A 13,814-nucleotide genomic window follows, 5' to 3' on the forward strand; every position below is an offset into this window, starting at 1 on the left:
GCCTCTGTGGCGGTGTGGGAGGGAAGCTTGTGGATGCATTCGTGAGAATGCGTCGTGGCAAGTGGCCGGGTGGGGTGGCTTGGTCTTGCTGGGACAAGCGATGCCCCTGACCGCGTTTTTACAAACGCAGCCACGAGCTGCCTCTGTGACGGTGCGAAGGGGGAGCTTGGTCCCAGCACCTACCTACTGCGATGTCACCTGGCGGCGCACGGTTTTGCCGGGGTTCAGGAGATCATCTCTTTCCAGGCCGGTGATGCGTTGAATGCGGTTCAGCAGCCACATGAACACCACCATCATGATGACCAGAAGGGGAATGCCAATCACGACGGTCCCGGCCCAGTTCAGGGTGCCCAGGGCTTTGACAAAGGCTTCGCTGCCGGGTTCCTTGCCGTTCAGAAGATAGAGTGCGAGGAAAAAATTCGCGATGCTGCTCAGCACCATGCCGCCGCCCAGGCCAAGGGAGGCTTTGAAGGTGGAGCGGTCCAGTTGTTCCTTGATCCATGGGGAGGATGCTGCCTTCGCCTGGAGCGTGTTCACATTCATGATGTGTGGCTGCATGAGCATTGCCTGGATGAGCGGCTTGCCGAAGCGGTGGCTCAAGGGGAAGGCGAGGGCGATGATGAGGGGCATGGCCGTTTCCTTTACCGCGACCCAGACGGCGGGAAGTTTGAGCAGTCCCAGACCGCCGCTCAGGAGGATGGTGGCCAGGCCCAGAATGGAGAAGACGTTCCAGCCGGTTTTCTTGTACCAGCACCACACGCCGAAACCGAGAGGGAAAAGCAGGCTCACCACCAGCGCGCCAAAGGGACCCAGCATCTCGGGCTTGCTCAGTTTGTCGAGCACCAGGGATGGCAGCACGATCGTGAGTGCGATCTCAAACAGCGGGTTCGGCGGATTTTTCGGGGTGGGGGAACTCACGAGGGGAAAGGGAGGTGGCAGGGGCGTGCGAGGCGGAGACAGACATACCAAAACGGGAAAACCGCCAATCTGCAATCTCCAATCTTCGAGCGACCACTCCGGTATCAGGGAACCTCGGAGCTTGTTTGCGGCGTCTCCCGATGTGACGATTTGCGCGGGACGTCTAATTGCCAGCCGGGCTTTTGCGTTATCTTCAGGACCATGCCCTTCCCCCGCACCCTCTTTCCCGCCCTGCTGGCCGCATCTGCGGTGGCTCCCGCTGCGACGTATGCCGTTGATTTTGAGAAGGAAGTCAAGCCGATCCTCAAGAAGTACTGCTATGAATGCCACAGCGAGTCGGCCAAGAAGGAAAAGGCAGGTTTCGTCTTCGACAACCTCAAACGCTTTGCCAAAGACATCGGAACCAACCTCGTGATCGAGCCGGGCAAACCCTCCGCCAGCCACTTCTACGAGGTCATTGCTGATCCGAATGTGGACAACGCCATGCCCCCTGACGGGCCCATGCCGCAGAAGGACATCGACAAGATCCGGGAATGGATCGCCGCGGGGGCTGCCTTCGATCCGAATGCGCCGAAGGTAGCCTTCAAGAAGGAGTTGCCGCCCATTTTGAAGTGGACCAATGCCGAGGGGCGGTCCATCAAGGCGGGCTTTGAACGTCTGGAAGGCGAGAACGTGGTGCTCAAGATGCCGGACGGCAAGTATGTGCAGTACCCGTTGTCGAAACTCTCTCCCGAGAGCCAGCAACTCGCCCGCGAGTGTGCGGCCCCGTGATAAAGCTCTTCTCTCCCATGGAGAATCTGGCTTGAGTGGCGGGGTGTTCCTGATGATCCGGGCCTTGCAGGAAGGACGGTCTGGTTCATGAGATGGATTATCTGATCTGACTTCATCTGCCGCTCGACAGCGCGAGGGAGGGATGGGAAGACTGGGGAAGCCTTCCTCATTTTCCCGTCGCTTTCCCATGCAGCCCCGTTCCCTGGCAGATCCCTCCACCTTGTCCCCATCCCAGCGTTACCTCGCCGCGTGTGAGGGGTTGCTGGCTCAAGTGTCTGCGCAGGAAGACGTCATTCAGAAGGTGGCGGACCTGTTTGCCGCCACGATCCTGCAGGGACAGATGGTGCATGTGTTTGCCAGCGGACACAGCCGTATGATGGTGGAGGAGATGTGGCCGCGGTACGGGTCATTTCCCGGCTTTAATCCCATCGTGGAGCTTTCCCTGACCTTTCACAATCTGGTGGTGGGGGCTAATGGCCAGCGACAGGCGATGTTCCTGGAAAACGTGAGCGGTTTTGCCAATCGGATCCTCCGCAACTTCGATCTCAAAGACGGCGACAGCGCCCTGGTGATCTCCTCCAGCGGTTGCAACGTGGTGCCAGTGGAGATCGCGGAGGAGTTCCAGCGACGTGGGGTGAAGGTGGTGGCGCTGATCAGCGCGGCCCATAGCGAGGCCAGCACGAGCCGTCATTCCCAAGGTAAGAAGCTGCAGGACTTCGCTGACTTTGTCTTGGACACCGGTGCGCCGGTGGGCGATGCGATGGTCAAGATCGAGGGGTTGGACACGCCGGTGGCACCGGGCTCCTCAGTGGGCGGCTGTCTTGTGGTGAATGCCATCAAGGCGGAGGTGGCAGATCGTCTGACACGGGCGGGGCATCCTCCAAAGGTCCTGACGGCAACGGCGGTGTGCGGGGCTGAAAAGGGGACTGAACTCTTCGAAGCCGCCTACGACGAACACGCCCGCAGGCTGGCCCGGTACTATGAAAAACTGGGCGCCTAAGAATGCCGCCTGCCTGCCAACGCCCCTCCTACATCACGAACCCCTTCCCATGACCTCGCAACCCCTCCGTACTTCCGTCATCGGCTCCTATCCCTTCCCTGGGTGGCTTGAGTTTGCTTCCTTGAACCTGGACCAATTTGGGTCTGAGGACATCAAGGAGATGCAGGATGATGCGGCCCGGGTGGCGATTGGCGACCAGTTGGACGCCGGGCTGGATGTGATCACGGACGGGGAGCAGACCCGCTTTGACTTCAACCTTTCGTTTTACGGATTCATCGAAGGCATTGCTTTGGAGGCCGCCAGTCCACGACGTTTCGGCCCACCGGCGCATGACCAGCGGGGCAAGCATGCCATCGTGGGTGAACTTGCCGCACCGCGAGGCTTGGGGGCGGTGGAGGAGTTTGAGCGCTTGCGTCGCCTCGCCCCAGCGGGAACGCGTTTGAAGGTGTCTGTCCCGGGGCCGTACACTCTCGCGGGGCGTCTGGCTCCCAACGACCGCTACTCGGATCGCTATGCTGTGACGGAGGCGCTCCTCCCGCTGGTGAGGAAGGAGATCGAAGATCTGCTCCAGGCCGGTGCAGAGGAGATCTGCGTGGATGAGCCAAGCATGAGCTGCTACGGCTACCGGGAGGATACCCGACGCTTTGTTGACATCTTTAACCGCACGGTGGAACCCGCCCGGGGAAGGGCGCGAATCTGCACGCATCTTTGCTTTGGCAATTTCAAAGGGCATCCGGTGGGCTGGCGGAAGTATGCGCCGCTCTTCCCGGCGTTTCTGGACCTGCATGCGGACGAGGTGCACGTGGAGATGGCAAATCGTGAGTATGCGGAGCTGGATGTGATCGGCCCTATGTCGCAGCGGTATGATGTGGCGGTGGGGATTGTGGACGTGAAGAGCTACCACGTGGAAACGGTGGCGCAGATCGCCGAAGTCGTGCGCGCCTGCCTGAAGTTTGCCCCGGCTGATCGCCTGGTATTTGCTCCCGACTGTGGGCTGAGCCAGACCGCACGCTGGGCGGCGAAGAAGAAGCTGGCAAACATGGTCCGCGGCGTTCGCAGCGTTCGGGAGTCGCTGGGCGTGGCGTAGGGCTGGGGAATGGCCTCCACGGCCGCAGGCGCCTTTCTGCGAGTTCCTTCTGGGAAAATCGTGCATGGGACTTGCTGGATTCGGGGCTTTTGTGCCAAACTTGCCGATTCTCAGGTCCTCACATGCTCATCAAGCCCCTGCTTCAGAACGGTGCCCTCCTCGCAGACATTCATGCCGCCTCCAATGGCGGAGACCGGTTGCACGTCTGGTGGCTGGGCCAGAGCGGCTTTCTGCTGAAATGCGCTGGAGAATTTCTCCTGCTGGATCCCTATCTGTCAGACTCCTTGTCGAAAAAGTATGCGCGGACGGACAAGCCGCACGTTCGGATGACGGACCTGGTCATCCTTCCTCACAAGCTGGACATGGTGGGTGTGGCCACCAGCAGTCACCAGCATACGGATCACTTTGACGAGGATACGCTCCGCCCTCTGTCTCAGGCCAATGGCCACCTCAAGGTGGTGCTGCCGGAGGCGACCGTTTCCCAGGCAAGACGGCGTCTGCCGGATACCAGCATCGAGTTCGTCTCCCTGAATGATGGGCAGACCGTCCATGTAGAGGGCTGGGAGTTCACGGGGGTGGCCGCGGCGCACAATCTGGTGGAACGTGATGACCAGGGGCGCTGTCAGTTTCTCGGCTTCATCATCCGCCGCAATGGGTTGACCATCTACCACAGTGGCGACACGCTCTGGCATGATGGGCTCATCGAACCTCTGCGGAATGCCCGGTGTGATCTGATGCTGCTACCCATCAACGGGCACAAGCCCGAGCGGCGGGTGGCGGGCAATCTAAATGGCACAGAGGCCGCCGCCCTCGCCAAGGCCTGCGGAGCCGGTCTGGTGGTGCCCTGTCACTATGAGATGTTCAAGTTCAACACCGAGACCACGGATGAGTTTGTGGCCGCGTGTGAGCGGTTGGGGCAGCCGTATCACTTGATGCGCTCTGGCAGCCGGGTGACGATTGGGAAAAGGTGAGGGTTCAGTAGGCAGTGGGCAGTGGGCAGCGCAAGTCGTGGAAAGTAGAAGAGCCGTCCCGGCTCTTGGGCGCAGGTTGATGCGCGAACGAGGACCAGGACGAATCTATTGCGGTGGTAGGGAGTTGTACTCTCCTAGGTCTCACGCAGGGCCGATGCAATCGGCAATCTTGCCGCACGTACTGCGGGGAACAGGCCACCGATGATGCCGATCACAGAGGCCCAGATGATGGCTTGGATCAGCAGGCCTTTGGTCACGGCGAACTTGAAGGTCACCTGACTGAAGGTTGCCCAGTTGAGCGTGGAGGCCTCATAGCCGTTGAAGGCGAGGTAGGCGATGCCGGCACCGATGGCCCCGCCGATCAGAGAAACAGCGAGCGACTCGACAATGACCGAGATGACTACTGGACCCGAACTGAAGCCCATGGCGCGCAGCGTGGCGATCTCCCGGGTGCGGGACGCGATGGCGCTGTACATGGTGTTCAGGGCGCCGAACAAGGCTCCCAGCGCCATCATGCTGGCAATGAAGACCCCGATGGTGGTGATGAACTTGGTCAGCATCTCCGACTGCTCAGCGTAGAAGTCGGAAAGGCGCAGGACCTTCACTTTGAGCTGGGGGTTCGAGGTAAGGGCATCCCGGAATTCCGTGAAGGAGCCGGCTGATGACAGCCGGGCATACACGGACTGGAAGGAGTCCTCCCGCTTGTAAGCCGGCTGCAGCACTGCCGCATCCGTCCAGATCTCTGACTCCGCCACGCCGCCGCCAGCGGTGAAGATGCCCACGATTTTCCAGACGTTCTGGCCAATCTTGATCTCCTTGTCCAGATCCAGCCCGGCAAAGGCTCGGGCCGCACCCGCGCCCACGATGATCTCGTTCTTGCCGGACTCGAACATATTGCCCTGCACGATCTTGACGTCATCTCGCACTTTGACGGCAGTCATCTCGACACCGCGCAGGGGCACGTTTGCATCCAGGCCGGTGGAGCGCTTGGGCAGGTTGATGATGACAAACAACTCCGCCGAGGTGAGCGGGGTGTCGCCATCTCGCGCCACACCGGGAGCGTCAGAGATGAGCCGGGTTTCATCTCGACTCAGGCCGCTGGTCATTTCACTGTCGGAACCCGTGCGCATCACCACGGCGATGTCCTTGGCTCCGGAGGCGGTCATGGCGAGGCGGAAGCCTTCAGCGATCGCCAGCACGCCGACGAGCACGCCGACCACGCCAGCGATGCCGATGGCGGAGGTGAAGGCAGCACCCCGGCGCTCAGGGATGGTGCGAAGGTTGTAGGACGCCACCGAGACGACCTGGTCAAGCCAGTTGGAAAAGCTTGTCATGTGAGAGAAGAGAGGGAAGGGGATGATCCGGTTGCCGACTAACCATTGCGGCGGAGGGCTTCGGCAATGCGCAGTCGCATGGCCTGAATGGCGGGGGCGGCTCCGGCGACAATGCCGAGGGCCAGCACGATGACGGCGCCGATGACAACGTACTTTTCCGGAAGGAAGAAGTTGGGCAGCAGGTCGGGCACGGGGTTCTTGGCGGAGATGATAGCCCAGCCCAGGCCGAGACCTGCGAAGCCGCCCAGGGCCGCCAGCACGCAGGACTCTACCATTACCAGTATGAGCACCAGTTCATTCGTGAAGCCCATGGCCTTGAGTACGCCGAGCTCCTCGGTGCGTTCACGCACGGCCTGGCTCATGGTGTTGCCCGCCACGAGCAGGATGGTGAAGAACACGGCGCTGAGCACCGCGACCATGATCGTCCCGATATCGCCCACCTGCTGGGCAAAGCCCTGGGCGGCTGCTGCTTCGGTCTCGGCCTTGGTTTCATAGGGCGAGTTGGCGAACTCTTCGTCAATGCGTTTGGCAATAGCCGCGGCATTGTCGGGGTTTGCCACACGCACGCTGTACCAGCCCACCTCGCCTTTGCCCTTTTCACGGGCCTCGTCGAAGTAGTCGTAGCGGAAGTAGAAGGAGGTGTTGTCCGCCCCTTTCTTGTTCACGTCGTACACGCCCACGATCTCAAACTCCCACGCTGGTTGATTGGCGGGTTCGCCCCAGATGGGAGAGGTGATGGGGACGCGGGAGCCGACTTTCCAGCCGTGCTTGGCTGCCATGCGATCCATCAATGCCTTGCCCACGATGGCGCCGTTGCGGGTCTTTTGCCACGCCTGCATGACGTCTGGCGCCACCACGAACTCGTTGTACATCTTGGCGAACGACTCCGGTTCCACCGGCATGGTGGCGAAGAAGTTCTCCTTGGGGTCCTGGTAGATGCCTCCAAACCACGTCTGGTGGGTCACGCCGGACACGCCGGGTATGGCGGCGATGCGGTTCGTGTAGCTAACGGGCAGCGTCTGGATGATGGAGACCTTGTGCCGGACCATGAGACGGTCTGCACCGGCGATGCTTACGCCACCGGTGAAAGCCTCCGTCATGGCACAGAGGAAGGCGAAGAGGAGGAACGCCACCAGGATGGAAAGCAGCGTCAGGATGGTGCGCAGCTTTCTCCGCTTCAGGTTGCCCCAGATCAGGGAGAAGTATTTCATGCGGGCTGCTCGGTAGATAGCTGACCTTTGTCGAGGTGGACGGTGCGGGTGGCGCGGGCGGAGGCGTGCGGGTCGTGCGTGACCATGATGATGGTCTTGCCGTGCTCCTGGTTCAGGGCCTGGAGCAGGGAGAGGATCTCATCGCCAGACTTGCGGTCCAGGTCGCCGGTGGGCTCATCGCAGAGCAGGAGGGTGGGATCAGTCACAATGGCGCGGGCGATGCCCACGCGCTGCTGCTCACCACCAGACATCTGGCGCGGGAAGTGCCGGGTACGATGAGACAACCCCACGGCCTTCAGGGCGATATCCACATGCTTCTTCCGCTCGGCTTTGTTCAGGTGGGTCAGCAGCAGGGGCAGTTCCACATTGCGCTCGGCATTGAGCACGGGCATGAGGTTGTAGAACTGGAAGACGAAGCCCACGTGCCGGGCGCGCCAGGCGGCCAGCTGCCGGTCAGAGAGCTCATCAATGTGATCGCCGCCAATGGAGACGGAGCCCTTGGAGGCCCGGTCCAGGCCGCCGATCAGGTTGAGCAGGGTGGACTTGCCCGAGCCGGACGGACCCATGAGGGCGAGGAACTCACCCTCCTTCACCTCCAGGTTGAGCTGCGACAGCACGGGAACTTCCTCCGAGCCGCGGCGGAAGACCTTCGTGACGTCCGATACGTGGACGAGAGTTTTGGCGGTGTTGATCATGATTTTGTTTCCTTGACGCGGGTGCCTTCTTTGAGGGGGGCGGTGGCGCTGACGACGACTCGTTCCCCATTGGAGAGTCCGGCAGCAATGGTGGAGTTGTCGCCTTGGGTGAGGCTGACGGAGACGGCGCGCCGCTCGACGCGACCGCTCTCGATGATCCAGACGATGTTCTTTCCTCCATCCTCATGGAGGGCAGACTTGGGGATCACAATGGTGGGGACCGGAGCTTTGCCGGGTTTGGCTTCCTCCTGGGCGGCATGGAAGGCCACTTTCACGCCCATCTCAGGGAGAATGCGGGGATCCAGCTTGTCGAAGCCGACGCGCACCTTCACCGTGGCCTTCTGGCGGTCGGCGGTGGGGATGATGGCGACCACGCGGGCGGGAATCTTCCAGTCGGAGTAGGCGTCCAGAGTGGCTTCCACTGGCTGCCCGGCGACGACGCGGTTGATGTAGCTCTCACTCACATCCACCTCAATCTCCAGGGAGCTCATGTCCACCAGCGTGCAGATGCCGGTGCGGGTGAAGCCGCCGGATGACATGGGGGAGATCATCTCGCCAGGCTGCGCGTTTTTGGAGGTCACCACACCGGGGAAGGGCGCGCGGATGATGGTGTCATCCACCTGTTGGGTCCAGGTGGCCAGTTCACGCTCTGCCACTGTGAGGTCTGATTGCTGGCGGGCCAGTTTGGCCTGGAGGGAGCGTGCTTCGGCCTGCGCCTTGTTCAGGTCCGACATGCTGGCCGCTTTGGTGGCGGCCAGGTCGGTGAAGCGCTTCACTTCCTGTTCAGCAAACACCGATGTGGGACGTGTTTCTTCAATGGCACGACGGGCGGACTCAAGTTGCGCCTCGGCGAGCTTCAGGCTGGCCTGCACGTTGGTGTCATCCAGTTTTGCGAGCTCCTGGCCTTCCTCGACTTTCATGCCTTCCTCGACTTTGATGTCCACCACCTTGCCGGTGATCTTGGAGGAGACGGTGGCTTCACGCCGGGCAGTGACATAGCCGGAAGCGTTGAGCAAAGGGGTGCTTTGGGCGCGAGCTCCGTTCTTGCCGGACGGCACCGTTGCTTGCACCGTAAAGGTCTCCACCTGGACTGCCTTGGGGCCTGCGATGAACCATGCCGCCAGACCCGCGGCTGCCAGCGCAACCACGCCGACGGGAAGGAGCCACCCGGGTCGGGATGAAGCTTTGGACATGGTCGGACGGTTGATGCGCAAACCGTCGAGACTGGCTTTTTCTGAACTCATGGATAGATGGGCGGGAGGACTAGGGCGCTGCGGGCGGCAGGGGCAATATGCCTGGGCCCGCTGGATGGGACGGTGAGATTATTGTCACGAGCCGGTTTTGGAGCCTGGCTTGCGATGGGGGGGCTTGGCGGGAGCGGGAGCGGACAGGTCGGAGGCATCGGGGGCAGGTCGCTCCTTGTGAAATCGTTTCCACTGGGGCAGCCAGCCGCAGCCGTCGTGAGCAATCTGCGCGACTAGTTCATGCACGAATTCAATCTCGGCCTCGATCAATTTCAAGTGGTATGATGTCTCGACGGAGAAAAGTGCCGGCAACCCATGGTGCTGGGCCACAGTGAGCGTGGCGCGCGTGCTCTCGGCTTGCTCCTGCAGGGTGATGATTCTCTTCTGCAAAAGCTGGCTGACTTCCTTTGCCGGCAGCGCGCCCAGCAAGGAGAGGGCGGCTTCAAACTGGGGATACTCCTTCACGGGTGTCTTTAACAGCGATCGCATCCATTCCCGCATTTCCACATTACCCGCAGGGGTGAGCTCATACACTGTGCGCTCAGGACGGCGACCATCCCGCAGGGTCTCGCGAGGGGTGATGTTTCCTTCACGTACGAGGATGTCGATCACGGTGTAGAGCGAGCCATAGCGCAGCTTGATGCTGTCTTCCTTGTGCCTCTCCTTCAACGTCGCGGCCATCTCGTAGGGGTGCATGGGGCGTTCAAAGAGCAGGGCCAACACCGCGAGTGCGAGTGGGTTGGAGCGCTTGGGCCTGACGATGATTGGTGGCATATCCGTGAACGGATATACGGTGACGGAGAAAAACGGAGGAGTCAATCATGGAGTTGCGGCGTCGTCTTCCAGGGGCGGATGAGTGGAGGTTGTTCCGCCTGGAGGGGAGGCTCAGGCACGCTCGCACCATGGTGCGGAGCGGGATGTCTGCTGGCGAATTCGGACGATCGGTCTGGCTCACCGGGAGGCGGTGGGATCGGCTGGTCGAACGGTTGAAGTTTCGCCGTGGGCGCACCATTGGCGGGAGGACCGCTCATGGAGACTCCCGACCGCTGGTCAAAAAGCCCGCGACACGGCTAAAATGCATGGCAGCGTTCCATACACCTTACCCGGTTCCTCATGTCTTTTCAGGCCATCTCCGTCACCCCTCCCGCATCTGCGTCGCCCGCGGCGGAAGCGGCGGCCCGGGTGCGCCAGTCCGAGGAGAATCGCCGCTTTTGGTGGGGCCACAAGAACTACTGGCGCTGCCAGATGGCGATGTGGTTTGGCAGCATAGGGCTGGGCTGGTGGGGGAGCTTCCTGGACCCCACCCCTCACGTGGAGGGGGGGCTTCATCCCTTGTGGGGCACGGTGTTCTTCTCCACGGTGGCCGTGTTCCTCACCCATGCCTATCGCTGGGTGATCCTGGCGGGTAAATGGAAGGAGAAAAAGCTGGGCGCTCTCTGGCCACGCGTGGTGGCCGCCTCTCTGATCTGCGCTGCGATTGTGACCGGCCTTAGCTGGTCCATGGACCGCCCTACTTGGGAGGCAGAAGGCTTTGGCGCGGGTCTGGCGGCATTGCTCGTTGTTTGGATCTCTATTCAGCTGATGGCCTGGTCTGGTGCTTACTTTAGCCTGCACTACTACGTGCAGCTTCAGGAGGCCAAGGTGCAGAAGCTTCGTGTGGACATGTCTGTGAAAGAGGCGGCGCTGGCCTCCCTGCGATCACAGATCAATCCCCACTTCCTCTTCAACGGCCTGAACACGCTGCGGAGCCTGATCGACTCCGATCCAGAGCGGGCCCGGCTCATGGTCACGCAGCTGGCCAAGATCTTCCGCGCCTCCCTGGCCGGGGGCAATGCGCAGCTGGTGCCACTGGCCCAGGAGATCGAAACCGTGGATGCCTATCTGCAGATCGAGAAGATGAGGTTCGAGGATAAACTGGAAGTGTGCTCGGCGGTGGATGTGGATCCCGCGGATGCCCTGCTGCCGCCCTTCCTCCTGCAGACGCTTGTGGAGAACGCCGTCAAGTACGGCGGTGCGGATGCGGAGGGCGTGCGCCGCGTCGCCTACCGTGTGGGTGCGGTGCCTGGTTGGATCCGGATTGAGGTGGAGAACCTGGGCCGGCTGGGGCGCACATCTGGCTCCACAGGCATGGGGCTGAAGATGGCGTCTGAGCGGCTGGCTCTGCTGTACGATGGTCGCGCCACGTTCCAGATCAGTGATGAAGTTGGTGGCAAGGTCGTGGCCCGCGCGGTCATTCCTCAAGCTCAGAATGTAGCAAGTGTCATACCCCGATGATCCGAGCCCTGATCGTAGATGATGAAAATCCCGCCCGGCGGGAGATGCGCAAGCTTCTGGAGTCTCATGACGATCTGGAGGTGGTGGGCGAGGCCGACTCCGCTGCGGAGGCAGTGGAGCTCTGTCTCCAGACGCGTCCGGATGTGATCTTTCTGGACATCCAGATGCCGGAAAGGACCGGCCTCGAAACGGCTGCCCAGATGATCGGCAACGGTTGTGAAGTGGTCTTTGTGACGGCGTATGATGAACATGCGCTGCGCGCCTTCGATCTGGCGGCCTTTGATTATTTGCTGAAACCGGTGGAGCCGGAGCGCCTGGCCCGTACGCTGGAGCGGCTCAGGGGTGAATTGCCAGCTGAGCGCGGTCGCGCCCAGCCGTTAGGGGAGGGTGACCGCATCTTCCTCAAAGGGGCGGAGGGCCACTGGTTCACCCCGCTGGAAAGCATCCGTCTCCTCCAGTCTGAGGGCAACTACACCCGGGTGTACTTTGATGAGGAGCGTCCCGTCATCGGGAGGTCGTTGTCGGCTTTGGAAGAGCGTCTGCCCGCACACATGTTCTTCCGGGCTAATCGTGCTCAGATGATCAATGTGCGCTGGATCGTCTCCACGGAGGAGTGGTTCAGTAATTCGCTCAAGGTCCGTTTGAAGGACGGCACGGAGGTGGAGTTGTCCCGCAGGCAGTCGAGGGTGTTTCGGGAGACCTTTGGGCTGTAGGGGGGGAGTTCAGTGGGCAGTAGGCAGTAGGCAGTAGGCAGTGCGTCAGTGCGTCAGTGGGGCGCGGCATCCGGGATGAAGAGGGACGTTGGCTCACATGGCCACCCTGCGGTAGAGCCTCTGATGGTCTCTCGTCTTGTGCCAACGGCAGCGAAAATTCGCGTGTTGCCTGCCTTGTACCTTGAGTCCGGACGATTCCCGTCTTTGGTCGGGCAGACATGTCCAGCGTCCTTTCCGTCTCCCAACTGACCCGCCAGATTCGCTCACTCCTTGAGGGGCAAATTGGGGATGTCTCGGTGGAGGGGGAGATTAGCAACCATCGGCTCCAGTCGTCCGGGCATCAATACTTCACGCTCAAGGATGAGGGGGCTCAGATCTCCTGTGTCCTCTTCCGCGGAGCCAGTGCCCGCATGCAGACTCCCCTGCGCGATGGCATGCAGGTGCAGCTCTTTGGGGAACTCACGGTGTACGAGCAGCGGGGGAACTACCAGATCATTGTCCGCTCGGTCCAGCCCAAGGGGCAGGGCTCGCTGCAGGCCCGTTTCGAGGCCCTGAAGCAGAAGCTGGCGGCAGAGGGGTTGTTTGAGAATCACTGGAAGAAGCCTATTCCGAAATTCCCTCGTGTGGTGGCGCTCGTGACCTCACCGACCGGTGCGGCCATCCGCGACATGCTGAACATCCTCACCCGCCGCGCTCCCTGGCTGCGGGTGCTGGTCTTCCCTGTGCGGGTGCAGGGGCAGGGAGCCGAGCAGGAGATCGCCCGTGCGATCGATCTGCTGAACCAGGAGGTTGCAGGGCTGCCGCGTCCGGATACGATTGTCGTGGGGCGTGGCGGCGGCAGTCTGGAGGATCTCTGGAACTTCAACGAGGAGGTCGTGGCCCGGGCCATCTTTGCCTCCACCATTCCTGTCATCTCTGCGGTGGGTCATGAGATTGATTTCACCATCGCCGACTTCGTCGCGGACATGCGGGCTCCCACGCCCAGTGCCGCTGCCGAGCTGTTGGCACCTGATACTGCGGAGCTTCAGCGGCATTTCGATGCCATGGAGAAGAGCATGACGCACCGGCTGCGGACTACGCTGGAGCATCATGAGCGGGTTCTGGAGCTAACAGGCAAAGGGGCGCTGCGTCGCGAACCCGAGCGTCTGTTGAGGGATGCTGTGCAGTCGGTGGATGAAGTTGAATCCTCGTACCATCGCGCTCAGGAGCTCTACTGGCGGAGCCTGGATGACCGGCTCGTGCATCATCATCGGGCGCTGGAGAAGTATCATCCCCAGCGGGTGCTCACGGAGGCCGCTCACCGGGTGGCGCTCATCCAGCAGCACCTTGAGGCCTTCATCCGCCAGCGGATCGAGCAGAACGCCCAGAAGGTGATGGCCATGCGCAAGCTGCTGAAGAGCATGGGGCCGGACTCCGTGCTCTCCCGTGGATTCTCCATGACCACCGATGCCACTGGCAAGGTGATCGAGGAGGCGTCCAAACTACGTCCTGGCGACATGTTGATCACGCGTCTGGCGAAGGGCAAGGTGGCCAGTGTGGTGACGACGAACAAGTAGGGGAGAGGGGCAAGGGGTAAGGGAAGAGGGATAAGGCTGA

The 13,814-nt window shown here is 61.5% G+C and carries 13 protein-coding genes; 7 read left to right on the plus strand and 6 right to left on the minus strand.

All coding sequences use genetic code 11. The features are described 5' to 3' along the window. Positions 1-183 precede the first annotated feature (183 nt). Positions 184-918 carry a VC0807 family protein gene (locus tag BV034_RS13625; protein ID WP_050027560.1) on the minus strand — a complete coding sequence of 245 codons (735 nt, stop codon included), beginning with the start codon at positions 916-918 and terminating at the stop codon, positions 184-186. Positions 919-1,119: 201 nt separating this feature from the next. Between BV034_RS13625 and BV034_RS13630 the strand changes: the two genes are divergently transcribed. The 4 genes from BV034_RS13630 (at position 1,120) to BV034_RS13645 (ending at position 4,747) form a co-directional block, all read left to right on the plus strand. Then, the gene (locus BV034_RS13630; protein ID WP_050027561.1) at positions 1,120-1,689 is read left to right on the plus strand and encodes a c-type cytochrome domain-containing protein; all 570 of its coding nucleotides are present in this window, start codon (positions 1,120-1,122) and stop codon (positions 1,687-1,689) included. Positions 1,690-1,876: 187 nt separating this feature from the next. Beyond that, positions 1,877-2,689, plus strand: coding sequence for an SIS domain-containing protein (locus tag BV034_RS13635; RefSeq protein WP_081887794.1), 813 nt, complete (start codon positions 1,877-1,879; stop codon positions 2,687-2,689). 49 nt (positions 2,690-2,738) lie between these two features. Next, positions 2,739-3,776 carry a methionine synthase gene (locus BV034_RS13640; protein ID WP_050027562.1) on the plus strand — a complete coding sequence of 346 codons (1,038 nt, stop codon included), beginning with the start codon at positions 2,739-2,741 and terminating at the stop codon, positions 3,774-3,776. A gap of 122 nt (positions 3,777-3,898) precedes the next feature. Next, complete coding sequence (locus tag BV034_RS13645; RefSeq protein WP_050027563.1) at positions 3,899-4,747, plus strand: MBL fold metallo-hydrolase; 849 nt, start codon at positions 3,899-3,901, stop codon at positions 4,745-4,747. A 134-nt stretch (positions 4,748-4,881) separates the two neighbouring features. On the opposite strand, the gene BV034_RS13650 is transcribed toward BV034_RS13645, so the two are convergent. From BV034_RS13650 to BV034_RS13670, 5 genes are all read right to left on the minus strand, one after another. Next, positions 4,882-6,081, minus strand: a complete 1,200-nt coding sequence (locus BV034_RS13650; protein WP_050027564.1) for an ABC transporter permease — start codon at positions 6,079-6,081, stop codon at positions 4,882-4,884. Between the two features lie 38 nt (positions 6,082-6,119). Beyond that, entirely contained in the window at positions 6,120-7,292 is a 1,173-nt protein-coding gene (locus BV034_RS13655) for an FtsX-like permease family protein (RefSeq protein ID WP_050027565.1), read from the minus strand. Further along, a complete protein-coding gene (locus BV034_RS13660; protein WP_050027566.1) occupies positions 7,289-7,987 on the minus strand; it encodes an ABC transporter ATP-binding protein in 699 nt (232 codons plus the stop codon). Before BV034_RS13660 ends, BV034_RS13655 begins: the two co-directional genes overlap by 4 nt. After that, entirely contained in the window at positions 7,984-9,231 is a 1,248-nt protein-coding gene (locus BV034_RS13665; RefSeq protein ID WP_050027567.1) for an efflux RND transporter periplasmic adaptor subunit, read from the minus strand. Before BV034_RS13665 ends, BV034_RS13660 begins: the two co-directional genes overlap by 4 nt. A gap of 84 nt (positions 9,232-9,315) precedes the next feature. Continuing rightward, positions 9,316-10,005: a PadR family transcriptional regulator gene (locus tag BV034_RS13670; RefSeq protein WP_050027568.1), complete on the minus strand. Its 690-nt coding sequence runs from the start codon at positions 10,003-10,005 to the stop codon at positions 9,316-9,318. 339 nt (positions 10,006-10,344) lie between these two features. Between BV034_RS13670 and BV034_RS13675 the strand changes: the two genes are divergently transcribed. From BV034_RS13675 to xseA, 3 genes are all read left to right on the plus strand, one after another. Further along, the gene (locus BV034_RS13675; RefSeq protein ID WP_050027569.1) at positions 10,345-11,505 is read left to right on the plus strand and encodes a histidine kinase; all 1,161 of its coding nucleotides are present in this window, start codon (positions 10,345-10,347) and stop codon (positions 11,503-11,505) included. After that, a complete protein-coding gene (locus BV034_RS13680) occupies positions 11,502-12,218 on the plus strand; it encodes a response regulator (RefSeq protein WP_038169895.1) in 717 nt (238 codons plus the stop codon). The genes BV034_RS13675 and BV034_RS13680 overlap by 4 nt, the downstream gene beginning before the upstream one ends. Positions 12,219-12,436: 218 nt before the next feature. After that, positions 12,437-13,774: an exodeoxyribonuclease VII large subunit gene (gene xseA, locus BV034_RS13685; protein ID WP_050027570.1), complete on the plus strand. Its 1,338-nt coding sequence runs from the start codon at positions 12,437-12,439 to the stop codon at positions 13,772-13,774. Positions 13,775-13,814: the final 40 nt, after the last annotated feature.

This window comes from Verrucomicrobium sp. BvORR034, from assembly GCF_000739635.1.
Lineage (GTDB): Bacteria > Verrucomicrobiota > Verrucomicrobiia > Verrucomicrobiales > Verrucomicrobiaceae > Verrucomicrobium.